Annotated in this window: 18 protein-coding genes and 1 tRNA gene; 10 read left to right on the plus strand and 9 right to left on the minus strand. The window is 64.1% G+C overall.

Features of this window, described 5'->3' with window-relative positions; all coding sequences use genetic code 11:
* The first annotated feature begins 81 nt into the window (after nucleotides 1-81).
* Nucleotides 82-155, plus strand: a tRNA-Gln gene (locus NKJ93_RS18505).
* 42 nt (nucleotides 156-197) lie between these two features.
* Here the strand turns inward: NKJ93_RS18505 and NKJ93_RS18510 are convergent.
* Entirely contained in the window at nucleotides 198-836 is a 639-nt protein-coding gene (locus tag NKJ93_RS18510; RefSeq protein ID WP_352481952.1) for a 2-dehydro-3-deoxy-phosphogluconate aldolase, read from the minus strand.
* A 169-nt stretch (nucleotides 837-1005) separates the two neighbouring features.
* Here NKJ93_RS18510 and trhO point away from each other — a divergent pair, with 169 nt between their 5' ends.
* Entirely contained in the window at nucleotides 1006-1926 is a 921-nt protein-coding gene (trhO, locus tag NKJ93_RS18515; protein WP_352590583.1) for an oxygen-dependent tRNA uridine(34) hydroxylase TrhO, read from the plus strand.
* A 22-nt stretch (nucleotides 1927-1948) separates the two neighbouring features.
* On the opposite strand, the gene NKJ93_RS18520 is transcribed toward trhO, so the two are convergent.
* The gene (locus NKJ93_RS18520) at nucleotides 1949-2308 is read right to left on the minus strand and encodes a YybH family protein (protein WP_352590586.1); all 360 of its coding nucleotides are present in this window, start codon (nucleotides 2306-2308) and stop codon (nucleotides 1949-1951) included.
* A gap of 273 nt (nucleotides 2309-2581) precedes the next feature.
* Between NKJ93_RS18520 and NKJ93_RS18525 the strand changes: the two genes are divergently transcribed.
* Nucleotides 2582-3328 carry a tellurite resistance TerB family protein gene (locus NKJ93_RS18525; protein WP_352590589.1) on the plus strand — a complete coding sequence of 249 codons (747 nt, stop codon included), beginning with the start codon at nucleotides 2582-2584 and terminating at the stop codon, nucleotides 3326-3328.
* Nucleotides 3329-3552: 224 nt separating this feature from the next.
* Nucleotides 3553-4308 (plus strand): SDR family oxidoreductase, encoded by a 756-nt coding sequence (locus NKJ93_RS18530; protein ID WP_023720201.1) that lies wholly within the window; start codon nucleotides 3553-3555, stop codon nucleotides 4306-4308.
* A gap of 118 nt (nucleotides 4309-4426) precedes the next feature.
* Here the strand turns inward: NKJ93_RS18530 and NKJ93_RS18535 are convergent, their stop codons facing one another.
* Both NKJ93_RS18535 and NKJ93_RS18540 read right to left on the minus strand, forming a co-directional pair.
* Entirely contained in the window at nucleotides 4427-4807 is a 381-nt protein-coding gene (locus NKJ93_RS18535; protein ID WP_023720202.1) for a YciI family protein, read from the minus strand.
* A gap of 28 nt (nucleotides 4808-4835) precedes the next feature.
* Nucleotides 4836-6020 carry a pyridoxal phosphate-dependent aminotransferase gene (locus tag NKJ93_RS18540; protein WP_352590592.1) on the minus strand — a complete coding sequence of 395 codons (1185 nt, stop codon included), beginning with the start codon at nucleotides 6018-6020 and terminating at the stop codon, nucleotides 4836-4838.
* A gap of 83 nt (nucleotides 6021-6103) precedes the next feature.
* Here NKJ93_RS18540 and NKJ93_RS18545 point away from each other — a divergent pair, with 83 nt between their 5' ends.
* From NKJ93_RS18545 to denD, 4 genes are all read left to right on the plus strand, one after another.
* The gene (locus NKJ93_RS18545) at nucleotides 6104-6790 is read left to right on the plus strand and encodes a GNAT family N-acetyltransferase (protein WP_023720204.1); all 687 of its coding nucleotides are present in this window, start codon (nucleotides 6104-6106) and stop codon (nucleotides 6788-6790) included.
* 13 nt (nucleotides 6791-6803) lie between these two features.
* Nucleotides 6804-7787: a cation diffusion facilitator family transporter gene (locus NKJ93_RS18550; RefSeq protein ID WP_352590595.1), complete on the plus strand. Its 984-nt coding sequence runs from the start codon at nucleotides 6804-6806 to the stop codon at nucleotides 7785-7787.
* A gap of 62 nt (nucleotides 7788-7849) precedes the next feature.
* Nucleotides 7850-8056, plus strand: a complete 207-nt coding sequence (locus NKJ93_RS18555; RefSeq protein ID WP_031194351.1) for a hypothetical protein — start codon at nucleotides 7850-7852, stop codon at nucleotides 8054-8056.
* 1 nt (nucleotide 8057) lies between these two features.
* Nucleotides 8058-9035, plus strand: a complete 978-nt coding sequence (gene denD, locus NKJ93_RS18560) for a D-erythronate dehydrogenase (RefSeq protein ID WP_352590598.1) — start codon at nucleotides 8058-8060, stop codon at nucleotides 9033-9035.
* A gap of 25 nt (nucleotides 9036-9060) precedes the next feature.
* Here the strand turns inward: denD and NKJ93_RS18565 are convergent, their stop codons facing one another.
* The 4 genes from NKJ93_RS18565 to NKJ93_RS18580 all read right to left on the minus strand — a co-directional run bounded on the left by NKJ93_RS18565 (nucleotide 9061) and on the right by NKJ93_RS18580 (nucleotide 13067).
* Nucleotides 9061-10215, minus strand: a complete 1155-nt coding sequence (locus NKJ93_RS18565; RefSeq protein WP_352590721.1) for a nickel/cobalt transporter — start codon at nucleotides 10213-10215, stop codon at nucleotides 9061-9063.
* A complete protein-coding gene (locus tag NKJ93_RS18570) occupies nucleotides 10212-10880 on the minus strand; it encodes a DUF1007 family protein (protein WP_023720209.1) in 669 nt (222 codons plus the stop codon). Before NKJ93_RS18570 ends, NKJ93_RS18565 begins: the two co-directional genes overlap by 4 nt.
* A gap of 86 nt (nucleotides 10881-10966) precedes the next feature.
* On the minus strand, nucleotides 10967-11866 hold the full coding sequence (locus tag NKJ93_RS18575; RefSeq protein ID WP_023720210.1) for a LysR family transcriptional regulator: 900 nt from the start codon (nucleotides 11864-11866) through the stop codon (nucleotides 10967-10969).
* 1 nt (nucleotide 11867) lies between these two features.
* Complete coding sequence (locus tag NKJ93_RS18580; protein WP_023720211.1) at nucleotides 11868-13067, minus strand: amidase; 1200 nt, start codon at nucleotides 13065-13067, stop codon at nucleotides 11868-11870.
* A gap of 564 nt (nucleotides 13068-13631) precedes the next feature.
* Between NKJ93_RS18580 and odc2 the strand changes: the two genes are divergently transcribed.
* Together odc2 and NKJ93_RS18590 are read left to right on the plus strand one after the other, a co-directional pair.
* Complete coding sequence (gene odc2, locus NKJ93_RS18585; protein WP_023720212.1) at nucleotides 13632-14765, plus strand: ornithine/lysine decarboxylase; 1134 nt, start codon at nucleotides 13632-13634, stop codon at nucleotides 14763-14765.
* Between the two features lie 134 nt (nucleotides 14766-14899).
* Nucleotides 14900-15463 carry a GNAT family N-acetyltransferase gene (locus NKJ93_RS18590; protein ID WP_352590724.1) on the plus strand — a complete coding sequence of 188 codons (564 nt, stop codon included), beginning with the start codon at nucleotides 14900-14902 and terminating at the stop codon, nucleotides 15461-15463.
* A gap of 56 nt (nucleotides 15464-15519) precedes the next feature.
* Here NKJ93_RS18590 and NKJ93_RS18595 read toward each other — a convergent pair whose 3' ends face one another.
* On the minus strand, nucleotides 15520-15804 hold the full coding sequence (locus tag NKJ93_RS18595) for an SCP2 sterol-binding domain-containing protein (RefSeq protein WP_023720213.1): 285 nt from the start codon (nucleotides 15802-15804) through the stop codon (nucleotides 15520-15522).
* Between the last annotated feature and the right edge of the window lie 5 nt (nucleotides 15805-15809).

Raw genomic sequence — 15809 nt, forward strand, 5'->3', positions numbered from 1 at the left:
CCGCGCTGGCAACCGGCGCGGCTGCCGCCACCGCCGGCACTGGCTTCCTTCGTGCCGGGATGCTAACCAAGGTCAGCATTCTCCCGCTTCGTCTAATGGTAGGACAGCGCCCTTTGAAGGCGTGAATCGTGGTTCGAGCCCATGAGCGGGAACCAGCCGGCGAACCAGATCGGCAGCAGGCCAGATCGGCGGCGATGCTAGCGCCCGAGCTTGCTCGCGGCGCGCGCCAAGGCTTCGATCTCGTCCCATTTGCCGGCCTTGACCAGATCGTCCGGCGCCACCCAGGAACCGCCGACGCAGATGACGTTGGGCAGGCTGAGATAGTCGGCGGCATTCTGGCCGGTGATACCGCCGGTCGGGCAGAATTTCACGTCGGCGAGCGGCGAGGCGAAGGCCTTGAGCGAGGCGATGCCGCCCGACTGTTCGGCCGGGAAGAATTTCAGAAAGCGCAGGCCGGCTTCGCGCGCGGCCATGACCTCTCCCGGCGTGATGGCACCGGGCAGCAACGGCACTTCGCTGTCCTTGGCTGCCGCGAGAAGCTCGCGGGTGATGCCGGGGCTGACGATGAACTTCGAACCGGCGGCCGCCGCCTCGCCGAACTGGCGGGCGTCCAGGATGGTGCCGGCGCCGACGACGGCGTCTTCGACCTCGCCCGCCACCCGGCGGATCGCCTCCAGCGCGTCGGCGGTGCGCAGCGTAATCTCGATCGCCGGCAGGCCGCCGCGGGCCAACGCCCGGGCCAGCGGCACCGCGTCGGCGGGATTGGCGATCTTCAGCACCGGTATGACCGGCTGGCCGTTGAGGAGCGACAGGAGCTTTTCGGTCGTGCTGGGCATTCGTCGTCTCTCCTCTGTTGATCAAGTCGACCGGTTAGCAGAAGGCGGTTTTTCTGTCCACGAAACGCGGCGTGTCGCGATGTCACGCGTGGTGTTCGAAACCCGTCGCGGGCAGACCGCTCCCGGCTCTGCCTTGATCCGGCTGTCGTGAGCGTTTAGTGGCTTGGAGATGACACTGTCCAGCCAAGCCTTCCGTGTTGCCGCGCTTTACCGCTTCGCCCGGCTCGACACCTTCGAGGCGCTGCGCGCGCCGCTCGCCGCCTTCTGCCGCGCATGCGGCATCAAAGGCACGCTGCTTTTGGCGCGTGAGGGCATCAACGGCACGGTCGCCGGCAGTGAAGCGGCAATCGCCGCGCTCATCCATCATCTCGAATCCATCGAAGGTCTCGCCGGCCTCGAGATTAAATACAGCAGCGCCGCAGCGATGCCGTTCCACCGCATGAAGGTGCGGCTGAAGCGCGAGATCGTCACCATGGGCGTGGACAATATCGATCCGGCGGCAGGTGCAGGCAGCTATGTTGCGCCGGCCGACTGGAACGCATTGATCTCGGATGCAGGCACCATCGTCATCGATACGCGCAACGCCTACGAGGTGTCGCTCGGCACCTTCAAGGGCGCTGTCGATCCCGCCACCACCAGCTTCCGCGAATTCCCAGCCTGGGTCGAGCGGCATCGGCATGCGCTCGAGGGGCGCAAGGTCGCCATGTTCTGCACCGGCGGCATACGCTGCGAGAAGGCGACGGCCTATGTGAAGTCGCTTGGCTTCGAGGACGTTTTCCACCTCAAGGGCGGCATTCTGAAGTATCTCGAAGACGTGCCCGCCGAACAGAGCCTCTGGCAGGGCGAATGCTTCGTTTTCGACGAGCGCGTTTCGGTATCGCACGGGTTGGTCGAAGGCGAGGCCGAACTCTGCCGCGCCTGCCGGCATCCGCTAGCCGCAGAAGACCGGCTATCGCCGGAATACGCCACCGGCGTTTCATGCCCGCATTGCTTCGATGCCCGCTCGGACGAGGATCGCGCCCGCTATGCTGAGCGCCAGCGCCAGGTCGAGCTGGCGCAAGCGCGCGGCGATCGTCACATCGGAAGTTAGCTGCACGTCAAGCAACTTCACGTTAAGCAACAGAGAAGCGATCGATGACCCACAGCCATGTCCCGTCGTTCTGCCGACGCGCGACCTCGGTGGTGATCGTGCCGTCGGGAAGCCGGGTCGAGGTGAGCGCCAGGTCGCCATTGATGACAGCCGGACGCTGATCTCCGGACTGAAATTTGCGGCCGGTTGCGGTGATCTCCGCGAACAGCGTTTGGATGGCTTCGCGGCCGAACGTCAGTTGTCCGCCACCGCTGTCGATGATTGCATGCGGCTCAAAAAGCGCGGCCATGCCGTCAATGTCTCCGAGCCATTGCCGTGAAATCAGCAGGCGCTCCAGTTCCTGGGGATCGCGTGCGGGTTCGCGGTCAGTCTCATCGGTCATGCCAGGCTCCTCGCAAGCGACATGCTGCGACATTACTCGAAGTCGAGGGCGGTTTCGACACGTCCAATGTCCAGAGCGACGAGTGTTTTTGGGTGGAAGGAGGCTGCAGCACTTTGATTTCCGTGTGAAATCCCAGCAGATGTCGGTGCGAGGTCATGCGTGGCAGCGGGCAAAGGATGCACCGCGTCATTGTAATGTCAAACTGCGGGACCTAGGTCTTCGACGTGCAAACCTGCCCGCGCGCCTTTGGCCGGGCCAATTCTGGAGGCATAGATGTTCGATCCCAAGAAGCTCCTCGACGATCTGCTCGGCTCGCAAGTTCCCGGCACCGGATCGACCGTCCGCGACAAGGCGGGGCAGGCGGTGCAGATGGCCAAGGACAATCCGCTTGCTGCCGGCGCGCTGGCGGCGGTGCTGCTCGGAACCGGCCCAGGCCGTCAGGTCACCGGTGCGGCGGTGAAGCTTGGTGGGTTGGCTGCGATCGGCGGCCTCGCCTACAAGGCCTACCAGAACTACAAGAACGGCAACGCGCCGGCCGAGACTCAAGCTGCCGGCGAACCGGAATTGCTGCCGCCGCCGGCCGATACCGCCTTCCATCCGTCGCAAGCGCCGCAGGGCGAAGACGAATTCACGCTGACGCTGGTCAGGGCGATGATCTCGGCGGCGAAGGCCGACGGCCACGTCGATGACGAAGAGCGGCAGAAGATCGCCGGCAAGCTCAGCCTCGCCGGCGTCGGCGCCGAAGCGGAGAAATTCCTGATATCGGAACTGGAGGCACCGCTCGATCTGGATGTGCTGATCGCCGGCGCCAAGACCGATGCGCAAAAGCTGGAACTCTACACCGCCTCGCGTCTTGCCATCGATCCGGACACGCGGGCCGAACGCGGCTATCTCGACCTGCTTGCCGGCCGTCTCGGCCTGCCGGACGCGCTGGTCGATCATGTCGAGGCGACAGTGACGGTGGCGAAGGTGCCGGCAGCGGGCAGCACGGCCAAGCCGGTGACCGGTTCGCGCTGGTAGGTTGAAGGTAGGGCGGCGGAGACCCGGTGCGCCGTTGGCGTTAGCTTCTCGTTAATCCGGTGAGCGCATGATTTCAGGCAGTCGGATCGGCTTTCCTCCTCCCAAGCCCGGTTCGAATCAGGGGCGGTCGCCAATGGCCGCCCTTTTTGCGAGCACAGGCTTTGGGCCGGCTTGCCATGGTTCCCGTCATTTGCGATGCCTCATCCCTTTCAGGGAGTACAGCCATGACCGACTATAAAACCGCCATCGTCACCGGCGCCGGTACGGGCATCGGCAAAAGCGTCGCCACGGCGCTGCTCAAGGCCGGCTGGAATACGGTCTTCTGCGGTCGCCGCAAGCCGGTGCTGGAGGATGCGATCGCCGCGGCCGGGCCGACACAGGCCAAGGCATTGGCGGTCGCCTGCGACATCAGCAAGGCCGATCAGGTCGACGATCTGTTCGAGACGGTGGCTGCGGCCTTCGGGCGCGTCGACCTGCTCTTCAACAATGCCGGCACGAGTTACAAATCGACATTGATCGACGGCATCCCGGTCGAAGTGTGGAACGACGTTGTCGGAGTCAATCTCACCGGCTCGTTCCTGTGTGCTCGCGGCGCGTTCGGCGCCATGCGCAGGCAGCAGCCGATGGGCGGCCGCATCATCAACAACGGCTCGGTATCGGCCTATGCGCCACGGCCGGGCTCGGTGCCCTATACGGCGACCAAGCACGCCATCACCGGGCTGACCAAGACGCTGGCGCTGGACGGCAGGCCCTTCGACATTGCTTGCGGTCAAATCGACATCGGCAACGCGCTGACCGACATGGCGCAAGCGATGACGGTCGGCGTGCCGCAAGCCAACGGCACCATTGCCGCCGAAGCGGTGATGGATGTCGAGCGCGTCGCCGATGCCGTCCTTCACATGGCCAGCCTGCCGCTCGACGCCAACGTGCTGTTCATGACGGTGATGGCGACCAAGATGCCGTTTGTCGGCCGCGGCTAGTCTCAGCCCGGTCCTAAAAGCGCGTCGCGTGCGACCGGCCTCATGCGACGCGCTTTTAGATTCTTGTTTTTATGCATGTCGTTATCACAAACCGCTGCACACTTTTGCGCGACATGCATTAGGGCCGCGTGACGGGAAGCGGCACGCCGGGAAGATACAGCGAAATCGGGCGGATTTCGTAGACGGCGGTCGGATTGACGCGGCGAAGGTCGCGCGCAATGTCGACAGCGGCGTCACGGTTGGCGCAGTCGACAACATAGAGTCCCAGCAATTGTTCCTTGGTCTCGGCGAAGGGGCCGTCAACAACCATTCCGGTGCCTGGCCCGCGCAAGGTGCAGGCGTCTTGTGTCGCGCCGAGCCGCGCCGCCGGTCCGAGGGTGCCTTGCCGGTAAAGCCGATCGTTGATCTGGAGAAGATCGGTCATCAGCGCCGAATCCTGCTCCGGCGTCAGCGCCGTAATCGCTTCTTCCTCGTGATAGGCTAGAATGGCATAGAACATCTGGCGTCTCCTTTCGTCGATCGTGGCCTCACTTCGTCAGAAACGTCTCGATCCGTTCCAGCGCGCGCAGGATGTTCTCTTCGGAATTGGCGTAGGATAGCCTGACATAGCCTTCGCCGAGAATGCCGAAATCGGGGCCGCCGATCAGCGCCACGCCGGCATCCTCGAGCAGCGCCGAGGCGAGCTTCTTTGCCTTCCAGCCGGTCTTGGAAACATTGGGGAAGGCATAGAAGGCGCCTTTCGGCGTAATGCAGGAAACGCCGGGCAAAGCATTCAACCCCTCGACCACGACCTTTCTGCGGCGGTCGAAGGCGCGCATCATCGTGTCGACATCGTCCTGCGGGCCGTCGATGGCGGCTATGCCGGCATACTGGCTCGGCGCGTTGACGCAGGACCAGCAATTGACCGCCAGCTTGCGCACCTTGTCGTAGAGATGCGCGCCCTTGTCGCCGTTCGGCCAGATCGACCAGCCCACGCGCCAGCCGGTCATTGCCCAGGTCTTCGACCAGCCGTTGAGCACGATCAGCCGGTCGCGGATTTCGGGGAAGGCGAGCAGCGAACAATGCGTCTCGCCGTCATAGGTCATCACGTCGTAGATCTCGTCGGAAAGGATGGCGACATCCGGGTGCGCTTCCAGGCCCTTGACCAGCTTCTCGATCTCGGCGCGCGGCGTGACGCCGCCGGTCGGATTGGCCGGCGAGTTGAGGATCAGCAGCCTGGTTTTGGGGGTGATCAGCGCCAGCGTCTCCGCGGCCGAAAAGGCAAAGCCGTTCTCCTCGCGCATCGGCACCGGAATGGGGGCAGCACCGGTGAACTCGATCATCGAACGATAGATCGGAAAGCCGGGATCGGGATAGAGAATTTCGGCACCCGGCTCGCCAAACATCAGGATCGCCGCGAACATCGTCGGCTTGCCGCCGGGCAGGATCATCACCGCTTCCGGCGAGACTTCGACGCCAGTGGTGGCCAGCGTGCGGCGTACCACCGCTTCGCGCGTCGCCAGCAGGCCGTTGGCCGGCGTATAGCCGTGATGGCCATCGCGTAGCGCCTTGATCGCGGCCTCGACGATATGCTGCGGCGTCTTGAAGTCGGGCTGGCCGATGCCGAGATTGACAATGTCGCGGCCCTGGTGGGCAAGTGCAGTGGCACGCGCCAGCACTGCGAACGCATTTTCCTCGCCGAGGCGGTCGAAGGCCGAAATCGTGTGGAGCATTTTTCCCGTCCGTGTGGTTCTTTCAGCGAGCGTGCGTTTTTGTGAGCGTCCGCCCGCAAAAGTCAAACGGATTGGAGTTTTCGGTGTCGGAAAATCTCAAGAATTGGCAACCGCGCCCGCGGCCCGAACGCAAGTTGCTGGAGGGGCGCACTGTCAGGCTGGAGCCGCTCAACGCCGAAAAGCACGGCGACGGCCTGTTCGAGGCCTCGTCAGTGGTCGATGCCGGCGGCCGCTTCGCCTGGCTGTTCGACGACCCGCCGCAGACCCGCGCCGCCTTCCAGCCATGGCTGGACAAGGCCGAAGCCAGCGATGACCCGCTGTTCTTCACGGTCATCGACAAGGCCAGCGGCAAGGTCGCCGGGCGCCAGACGCTGATGCGCATCGATCCGGCCTATGGCGTGATCGAGATCGGCAACATCTATTGGGGACCGCTGATCTCGCGCAAGCCGGCGGCGACGGAAGCGCAGTTCCTGTTCATGAAGTACGTCTTCGACGAGCTTGGCTACCGCCGCTACGAATGGAAATGCAACAATCGCAACGAGCCGTCGAAGCGCGCGGCGGAACGTTTCGGCTTCAAGTTCGAGGGCGTTTTCCGTCAGCATCTTGTGGTCAAGGGCGAAAACCGCGATACCGCGTGGTATTCGATCATCGATAAGGAATGGCCTGATCTGCGCAGAGCCTATGAGGCGTGGCTCGATCCGGCCAATTTCGACAGCGATGGCCAGCAGAAGCGGCGGCTCGAGGATTTCCGCGCCGAGTTTGGCGCGTAGCAGGAGCTCATAGATGGCGCATACCCACGACCATGCCGCGCAGGGCCACGACCACAGTCACGGTGCCGGGCATGTGCATGGCTCGACCGACAAGAAGCGCGTGCTGATCGCGGCTTGCCTGACCGCCGGCTTCATGGTCGTCGAAGCGCTTGGCGGTCTCCTGACGGGATCGCTGGCGCTGCTGGCGGATGCCGGCCACATGCTTGCCGACTGCATTGCGCTCGGCCTTGCCTGGTATGCCTTTCATCTTGCGAGCCGGCCGGGGACCGTGCGCCTCACCTACGGCTTCGGCCGGGTCAAGACACTGGTCGCCTACACCAACGGCATCGCCATCTTCGCCATTGCGCTGTGGATCGTCTATAAGGCCTGGGGGCGTTTGCTGACGCCTGAGCCCGTGCTCGGTGGGCCGATGCTGGTCGTTGCGATCGCCGGCCTTGCGGTCAATATCGGCTCTTTCTTCGTGCTGCATGGCGGCGACCGTGACAGCTTGAACATGCGCGGCGCCATCCTGCACGTGCTCGGCGACCTGCTTGGCTCGGCCGCGGCGATCATCGCGGCGCTGATAATCCTGGCGACGGGCTGGACGCCTATTGATCCGATCCTATCGGTCCTTGTCGCGCTGCTGATCCTGTCCACGGCATGGTCGCTGATGCGCGAGGCTGCCCACGTCCTGCTCGAAGGCGTGCCGGCAAGCCTCGACCGCGACCTGATCGCGAGGGACATCGAAGGCTCGATCAAGGGCGTGCGCGAGGTGCATCACATGCATGTCTGGTCGATCGACGGTTCCAGCAACATGGCGACGTTGCATGCCTGCCTCAATGACGGCGTCGACGCGCATATGGCGGTCAGCGCGATCAAGAAACGGCTTGCGCAGGAGCATGGCATAGCCCATGCCACCGTCGAACCGGAATTCGGCCAATGTGCCGACAGCCATGAGCATGATGGCGAGCACGATCACGCGCATGATGCGGCACCGCACCGTGGCCACTATCACTGATTTCGGGAGTTCCTGGTATTGGCAACGATCGACATGAACGCCCGCTACCCTGGGGCCGCGTGATGGACCGCGACACCCGCAATGCGGCAATCGGCGCCGCCTGGATTTTGCTGCTGTTCGGCATCGCAGCCTATTATCTTCCAACCGTGATGCTGGCGGTCGGCAACGTCTCGACGGTTCTTGCCGGCGTCGTCGCCGCGATCTTCATGGTGGCAATCTTCGTCGTGTTCTGGCTGCGTAGCCGCAGCCAGCGCAAAAAGGGAAAGTGACATGCGCATTCTGATTACCGGCGCGGCAGGCATGGTCGGCCGCAAGCTCATTGCCCGGCTGGCCAAGGACGGGACACTCGGCGGCCGCAAGATCGCCGCGCTCGACCTTCACGACATCGTGCCACCGCAGGCGCCCGCCCTCGAAGGCGTCAGCATCAGCGTCCACACCGGCGACCTTGCCGCGCCGGGCGCGACGACAAATCTGGTCGCGCCGCGGCCCGACGTGATCTTCCATCTCGCCGGCGTGGTGTCGGGTGAAGCGGAGGCCAATTTCGATCTCGGCTACCGCGTCAATCTCGATGGCACAAGGGCGCTATTCGATGCCGTCCGGCTGGCGGCATTTGCGCCGCGCCTCGTCTTCACCTCATCGATCGCCGTGTTCGGCGCGCCGTTTCCCGAAATCATTCCGGACGAGTTCCACCCGACGCCGCTGACCTCTTACGGCACGCAGAAGCTGATGGGCGAGGCGCTGCTTGCCGACTATACCAGGCGTGGCTTCTTCGACGGCATCGGCATCAGGCTGCCGACCATCTGCGTCAGGCCGGGAAAGCCGAACAAGGCGGCCTCGGGTTTCTTCTCCGGCATCATCCGCGAGCCGCTGAGCGGCCATGAAGCCATCCTGCCGGTGCCGCGCTCGGTCGTCCACACACACGCCAGCCCGCGTTCGGCGGTGAATTTTTTGATCCATGCGGCTGGAATTGACGGCGCTGCAGTCGGGCCGCGCCGCAACCTGACGATGCCGGGCGTCGCCGTCAGTGTCGGCGAACAGATCGAAGCGCTGGAACGTGTTGCCGGCGCCAAGGCGGTCAAACTGATCCGCGAGGAGCCCGACGAGACGATCTGGGCGATCGTGAAGGGTTGGCCGACACGCTTCGAGGCGCGGCGCTCGAGGGAGCTTGGCTTCGCTGCCGAAACGAGCTTCGACGAGATCATACGCGTCCATATCGAGGACGAGTTGGGCGGCAGGATCCCTAGTTAAAGCACCCCGATCGGGCGCAACGAGGTCAGGCGCCAGTCAGGCTGGCCGATAGCAGCAGCAGACCGAACAGGAAGATGAAGGCGGCACCGCCGATTTCGACGAAGGAATGGATGCGGTTGCCCATGCGGCCGTCGCCGGCGAAATACACCGCCCAGTTCTTCGCGGTGACCGCAAGCGTCGCCAGAGCCGAGACGGTGATTGCGGTGCCTAACGCCATGGCCAGCACCGACAGGATACCGCCGAACCACAGCCCATTTAGCAAGGCGAAGCTCAGCACGATCAGCGCGCCGGAACAGGGGCGGATACCGACGGCAGCCACCGCCGACCAAGCCGTGCGCCAGTCGAAGCGATCGCCGGAAAGCAGCGCCGGGTCGGGCGCATGCGAGTGCCCGCAGGTCTCGCAGACCTCCCCCGCCGCATGGCTGTGGTGATCGTGCGCAGCATGGGCGTGGTCGTGTGCGCCGTGGTCATGATGGTCATGCGCATGGTCGTGATCGTCATGCGCATGAAGCGCGTGGGAATGTGCCGCATGGGCATGCGCGGAATGTGAATGGCCGGCATGTGAATGGCCGGCATGGGCAGCCGAGAGGCTGTAGCCGGGATTTGCGCCGAACAGGCGCAGGATGGCCGGGCCAGCCTTGCGCCACAGCAGCCAGGCGCCGAACAGGGTGACGAAGACATAGCTCATGATTTCGAGGAACCATGCGGCGTCGGTCATCGATATCGCGGTGCCGCGCAGCACGAAATAGGCGAGCAGCATCACCACGATCGCGGTCAGCGCCTGCAGCAGGGCCGAGACGAAGGACAGCATGATGCCGCGCCGGAGCGCCACTTCATTGGCCACCATGTAGGATGACATCACCGCCTTGCCGTGACCGGGGCCGGCAGCGTGGAAAATGCCATAGGCAAAGGACAGGCCGATGAGCAGCCACATCTTGCTGCCGTCCTGGCGCATCGCCTTCATCGCGCCGGCAAGCGCATGATAGAATTCCTGCTGGCGCAGATTGATCCACATCAGGATGTGGGCGAACGGGCCGGTGGCGGTTGGAGCCATGCCGTCATTGGTGCCGATGCCGAGCGAGCTCTGGGCGTGGGCGGAGCCGAGAAAGTGCGTCATCACAAAGGCGGCGGCCAGAAGACCGACTGCCAAACGCAGGGACGGTTTCGTCACTGGATCTATCCTTCCGGCTGACAGGTCAGTTCAAGCTTGGTGGCAAAGATCTTGCTCATGTCGGTGCCCGTCGGATCGTTGAAGAACGCGTCGGTCAGGGTCTTCTGGTTCTGGGCGATCGCCTCATCCGGATTCGGGCGGACAACCTTGCTGGTGCAGGTCGGCGGCAGGCCATCGACCTGCAGATGGGCATCCTCGGTGAAATCGATCGCGGTGTAGAAGGTCGGGTCGTACACCCCGATGTCGATCTTGCCGCTGAGCTTGATCGGCGCCTTCGGTTCAGATTCGAACAGGATGATCAACTGGTCGTTGTCGAAATTGGCCATCAGCTGCGGCGGCGGGGTCATTGCCACGTCCTTGCCGTCGACGGTGACGAGCTGGAAGTAGTTGAATTCGGCAAGCGAGGCATGGACGGTGTCGGCAACATCCTTCAGCTCCTTGTCGTCGAGCTTCAGGTCGGAATTCTTGTCGAACTCCATCATCACCGTGCTCGAAAACAAGTCGTCGAAGCGCCAGACATGGCGCAATGCCTTCACAGTTTGGTGATCCGGCCCGAGGACCACTTCGAGCCGGGCCTCGGCGAAGACGTGGGGATGCACCTCAGCCGGTCCGACGGCGGCAAGCGTCGCGCTCAAGGCCGAAGCCAGCATGATTGCTTGCTGTTTCAGGTGCATTCTCGGTCGCAATTCAATTGGCTTCGGTGAATTGCCGACAGTTACCAGAAAGGGGGCGAAAATGGGACCGCAGGGCGGCTGAAAGCTCATGCGGTGTCCAGCGCCTTGAACCACTGCACCAGGAAGTCGACGAATACGCGAACTTTTGCAGGCAGATAGCGCCGGTGCGGGTAGACGGCGAAGATGCCGCCGCCGGGCAGGATGCGGTCATCCAGCGCAGTCACCAGCTTGCCGCTTTCGATGTCGGGCGCGGCGATGAAATCCGGCAGGATGGAAAATCCCAACCCAGCCACGGCAGCGGCCCTTGCCGCCATCGGGCTGTTGACCTCGATCGGGCCGGAAACCGAAACGCTCACGGTATCGCCGCTGTCGCCCTTGAACGGCCAGTTGGTGAGCCAGCGGCCATTGGTGTCGATGATGCAAGGCACGCGGGCAAGGTCTTGCGCCCTGACCGGCATGCCGTGCTTGGCGATCAGTTCGGGAGACGCGCAAAGCCGTACCGAAAATGGCGCCAGGCGCCTGGCGATCAGCGAGGAATTCTCCAGCCGCGAAATGCGCACCGCCAGATCGAAACCCTCTTCGACCAGATCGACGAAGCGATCGTCGAGATGAATGTCGAGGACGATGTCGGGATGCTGCTTGGCGAAGTCGATCAGCGATTGGCCGATCGGCGCGTCGGCGAAAGTACGCGGCGCCGACAGCTTGATCCTGCCGCGCACGTCGCCGGAGGATTCGCGCACCGCATCGGCAAGGCTGTCGACCTCGCGCACGATCTCCGAGGCGCGCCGGTAATAGGTGTGGCCGGCCTCGGTCAGGGAGAACTGCCTGGTGGTCCGGTTGAGCAGCAGCGCGCCGAGTTCGTCCTCGAGCTCGCGCACATATTTCGACAATAACGCCTTCGAGCGACCGATCTTGCGCGCCGCCGCCGAAAAGCCTTCGGCCTCGACCACGTCGATGAAGGCACGCATGCGGGTCAGCGTATCCATGTCATGCGCCTCCTTGGCGGGCTGAAAGGATGCGGGCGGCCAGCGCAATCAGCTGCCGGTCGCTGTTCTTCGGGCCGAGCAGCGAAAGGCCGAACGGCGCCCCGCCGGTCTTGCCGAGCGGCAGCGTGATTTGCGGAAAACCGGACAGGCCGGAAAGGCATAGCAGTCTCAGCGCGCGCTCGCGATAGGTCTGCAAATCGTCGAATGTCGCGGCCTTGAGCGGCGCGGCACCCGGAGCGGTGGGAAGCACAAGAACGGCGTCGTCGCCAAGCAGGCCGGCAAGTTCGAGGCGAAACGAAACGCGACGTTCCGTTTCGTGCTGCGCGGTTGTCGCGCTGATGGTCGCGCCATGCTCGAAGCGCTCCTTGACGCCGGGGCCGAGCATGCGGTCGCCGCCGGCGATCCAGGCGCCGTGGCTTTGCCAGGCTTCATAGCCCTGCAGCTTACGGAAGCACCAATAAAGATCGTCGATTGAATGCGACAGCGGGCCAACGCTGCGCGGCGCGCCCAGCACCGACGCGACACTGCGGACCATGGCGCGATATTCATCCGCCTCCAGCGGGCCGAGCACGAGGCTGTCCAGCGCGTCGAGGGCAAAAGGGCGTACCAGTTCGTGGCGATGCGGATCGTCGCCGAGCAGCACCGTGCCGACCTTTTCGTAAGTGACGATATCCCTGGCGAACCAGCCGAACGTGTCCAGCGAAGGCGCCAGCGGCATGGTGCCGTCGAGCGGGATGCGGCCATGCGTCGTCCTGAGGCCGATCAGGCCGCAGAAGCTTGCCGGCGCACGGATCGAGCCGCCGGTGTCGGACCCGGTGGCGATGTCGGCGAGCCCGCCGGCTACCGCCGCGGCAGAACCGGAGGATGAGCCGCCGGTGACGCGGTCGGGTGCCGCCGGATTGATCGGCGACGGGAAATGCGCGTTCAGCCCCAGCAGGGAAAAGGCGAGTTCGTCGGTCTGCGTCTTGCCGACGAAGCGTGCGCCCGAATCAAGCAGCGCCTGGACGGCCGGCGCGGTCGCCGTGGCCGGTGAAGCTTCCCGGTATTTCTGCGGATTGCCGCAGCCGGTGCGGTAGCCGGCGACGTCGAAGATATCCTTGACGGCCAGCCGCAAGCCGACAAGCGGGCCGGATTGCGCATTGGTAACAGGGGCTTGATCAAGGTCGAGAAAAGCGTTCAGCGGGCCGCGAGTGCCTGTCATGCGTTCGATATCCGGATGTGCTTGCCGCAGCATTGTTCTTCTGGTTGCCGCAGCATTGTTCGATGCCACAAATTTTACAACCTGCCATACGATTTTTATTGATTGTGAAATCTTTCGCTCTTATATCGCGCTTGCCCAAAGTCGCACGTGCCTGTGGGTGTCCGCCGATCCTCGAATGGTGAGGGCAATCGGTAAGGTAACTGGAGCCAACCCCTCCAGTCGGTTTAGCGGCCAACCGCCAACCGAGGACACCTTGAAGCAACGACGGTGCGGGCCTTTCTGGTGTTCTGCCGGTCGTCCAAAGACCGGGGTTACTGAAGAGGCACACCTTCATTGCCGGCAGTGCGGACGGGGTCTCCCATCCAAGCCAAGGCAGACAAAGCGAACCGAGGCCGGGCAAGGCCAAGGTTCACCGCCGCGAGACGGCGCTTCATGGTTCCGGGGTCTCCACCGGCTGGTTCCATGGATTTCCGTCCCGCCTTTGTCCACCGCGTGTTCGCGAGGCCGAGAGCCCGCGTCCGCAAGCCTTTGTGCGCGCCGAAAGGCGCTGATGGAGAGACCCCGATGGCTACCCAGCGCATCCTTGATTTCCTCGCTACCCGACGTCCGAACGGCCCGTGCCTCGTCGTCGACCTCGATGTCGTGCGCGACAATTTCCGCGCCTTCGAGAAGGCGCTTCCCGATTCCAAGATCTACTATGCGGTGAAAGCAAACCCGGCGCCGGAAATCCTGCGCCTGCTTGCTGCGATGGGCTCGTCCTTCGACACCGCTTCCGTTGCCGAAGTCGAGATGGCGATGGACGCCGGTGCGCCGGCGGACCGCATCTCCTTCGGCAACACCATCAAGAAGGAGCGCGACATCCAGCGCGCCTACCAGCTCGGCATTAAGCTGTTTGCGGTGGACTGCGTCGAGGAGGTCGAGAAGATCGCCCGTGTCGCTCCCGGCGCTCGCGTGTTCTGCCGCGTCCTGACCGACGGCGAGGGCGCCGAATGGCCGCTGTCGCGCAAGTTCGGCTGTGTGCCGGCGATGGCGGTCGACGTGCTGCGCCATGCCAGGGCGCTCGGCCTCGATGCTTATGGTGTGTCGTTCCATGTCGGCTCGCAGCAGACCGACCTGACCGCCTGGGACCGCGCGCTGGGCGACGCCAAGAAGGTGTTCGCGACGCTCGCCGACGAAGGCATCGTGCTGAAGATGGTCAATATGGGCGGCGGCTTCCCGACCCGCTATCTCAGGGATGTGCCGGTGGCGCAGGCCTATGGCCAGGCGATCTTCTCGGCGCTCAGGAAGCACTTCGGCAACGCGATCCCCGAGACGATCATCGAGCCGGGCCGCGGCATGGTCGGCAATGCCGGCGTCATCAAGTCGGAGGTCGTGCTGATCTCGAAGAAGGCCGACAACGACAATGTGCGCTGGGTGTTCCTCGACATCGGCAAGTTCGGCGGTCTCGCCGAGACGATGGACGAGGCGATCCGCTACCCGATCGTCACCGCGCATGACGGCAGCGAGACCGCGCCTTGCGTGCTCGCCGGCCCGACCTGCGATTCGGCCGACGTGATGTACGAAAAGACGCCGTATCCGCTGCCCTTGTCGCTGACCATTGGCGACGAGGTGCTGATCGAGGGCACTGGCGCCTACACGACGACCTACGCGTCGGTTGCCTTCAACGGCTTCGAGCCTCTCCGATCCTACGTGATCTGACGGTTCGAAAGAACCGATCAGATCATCCCGAGGTGGGCGCCTGTCGCCCGCCCGGGCTCGCCTGTGGAACAATCCGCTCGTGAAGGATCGCGGAAATGGACGTTTTGGATTTCATTGTTGAAGGCGCCGCGGGGATGTCCCCCTCGAGGGGGGAGAATGCCGGCGCTTTTGTCATCACTGCCGAAACCGCTGCCGATATCGGTGCGCGCGAGACTTTGCTCGATCGCGCCATGGGGCCGAAGCGCCGGACGAAGTCGTCGGAAAAGCTGCGGCGCGGCCGCCGGCCTTCGGAGGGCCTTGCCTTTGTCGCGCGCGATGCGTCGGGCGCTGTTGCCGGCACCGTGCGGCTGTGGGACGTGGTGCTGGGCGAGGGCGGCAAGGCAGCGCTGCTGCTCGGCCCGCTTGCGGTCGACCCGGCGCTGAAAAATGCCGGCATCGGCTCGGCGCTGATGCGCCATGCAGTGACTGAGGCCGAGCGGCTTGGCCATGCGGCGATCCTGCTGGCCGGCGACGCGCCCTATTACGAGCGCTTCGGGTTTTCGGCCGCAAAGACCGGCTCGCTGGCCATGCCGGGGCCTTACGAGCGGCACCGCCTGCTGGCGCGGGAACTGGTGGTCGGCGCGCTCGACGGCGCGCAGGGCACGTTGAAGGCGGCCGGGCGCAAGCTGAAGGCGCAGAGGCTGTCGCTCGCTGCCTGATGGTTCGAAGCAAGCCGCCCGCCCATCGTGCGGCGGCTTGTTTCGCCTTAAGTGGATCAGCCGATCAGCTGGCTGAGCGCCATGGCGACGCTCATGTCGCCTTCGACCTTTATCTTGCCTGACATGAAAGCCATGGTCGGGTTGAGATCGCCTGATATCAGCGAGTCCAAATCGTCGAGCGACAGCTGTATGGTGCAATCTGCCGGTGCATCGGTGGTCGAGACATCGGCGCCGTCGATGACGATGACGCCGTCGCTGCCGGTGTCGAATTTCACGGAGCGATCGAACCCGGCGCTCGCCACGCGCGACCTGATCTTGTCGGCAATCTCCTGAACGCTCATGGCGG

This window comes from Mesorhizobium sp. M0028, assembly GCF_040323855.1.
In the GTDB taxonomy this organism is placed as follows: Bacteria; Pseudomonadota; Alphaproteobacteria; order Rhizobiales; family Rhizobiaceae; genus Mesorhizobium.

Bases quoted from the DNA above. Each gene is read 5' to 3' on its own strand.
- NKJ93_RS18510 (WP_352481952.1), bottom strand. From the start codon at position 836: ATGCCCAGCACGACCGAAAAGCTCCTGTCGCTCCTCAACGGCCAGCCG.
- trhO (WP_352590583.1), top strand. From the start codon at position 1,006: ATGACACTGTCCAGCCAAGCCTTCCGTGTTGCCGCGCTTTACCGCTTC.
- NKJ93_RS18520 (WP_352590586.1), bottom strand. From the start codon at position 2,308: ATGACCGATGAGACTGACCGCGAACCCGCACGCGATCCCCAGGAACTG.
- NKJ93_RS18525 (WP_352590589.1), top strand. From the start codon at position 2,582: ATGTTCGATCCCAAGAAGCTCCTCGACGATCTGCTCGGCTCGCAAGTT.
- NKJ93_RS18530 (WP_023720201.1), top strand. From the start codon at position 3,553: ATGACCGACTATAAAACCGCCATCGTCACCGGCGCCGGTACGGGCATC.
- NKJ93_RS18535 (WP_023720202.1), bottom strand. From the start codon at position 4,807: ATGTTCTATGCCATTCTAGCCTATCACGAGGAAGAAGCGATTACGGCG.
- NKJ93_RS18540 (WP_352590592.1), bottom strand. From the start codon at position 6,020: ATGCTCCACACGATTTCGGCCTTCGACCGCCTCGGCGAGGAAAATGCG.
- NKJ93_RS18550 (WP_352590595.1), top strand. From the start codon at position 6,804: ATGGCGCATACCCACGACCATGCCGCGCAGGGCCACGACCACAGTCAC.
- NKJ93_RS18555 (WP_031194351.1), top strand. From the start codon at position 7,850: ATGGACCGCGACACCCGCAATGCGGCAATCGGCGCCGCCTGGATTTTG.
- denD (WP_352590598.1), top strand. From the start codon at position 8,058: ATGCGCATTCTGATTACCGGCGCGGCAGGCATGGTCGGCCGCAAGCTC.
- NKJ93_RS18570 (WP_023720209.1), bottom strand. From the start codon at position 10,880: ATGCACCTGAAACAGCAAGCAATCATGCTGGCTTCGGCCTTGAGCGCG.
- NKJ93_RS18575 (WP_023720210.1), bottom strand. From the start codon at position 11,866: ATGGATACGCTGACCCGCATGCGTGCCTTCATCGACGTGGTCGAGGCC.
- NKJ93_RS18580 (WP_023720211.1), bottom strand. From the start codon at position 13,067: ATGACAGGCACTCGCGGCCCGCTGAACGCTTTTCTCGACCTTGATCAA.
- odc2 (WP_023720212.1), top strand. From the start codon at position 13,632: ATGGCTACCCAGCGCATCCTTGATTTCCTCGCTACCCGACGTCCGAAC.
- NKJ93_RS18590 (WP_352590724.1), top strand. From the start codon at position 14,900: ATGTCCCCCTCGAGGGGGGAGAATGCCGGCGCTTTTGTCATCACTGCC.
- NKJ93_RS18595 (WP_023720213.1), bottom strand. From the start codon at position 15,804: ATGAGCGTTCAGGAGATTGCCGACAAGATCAGGTCGCGCGTGGCGAGC.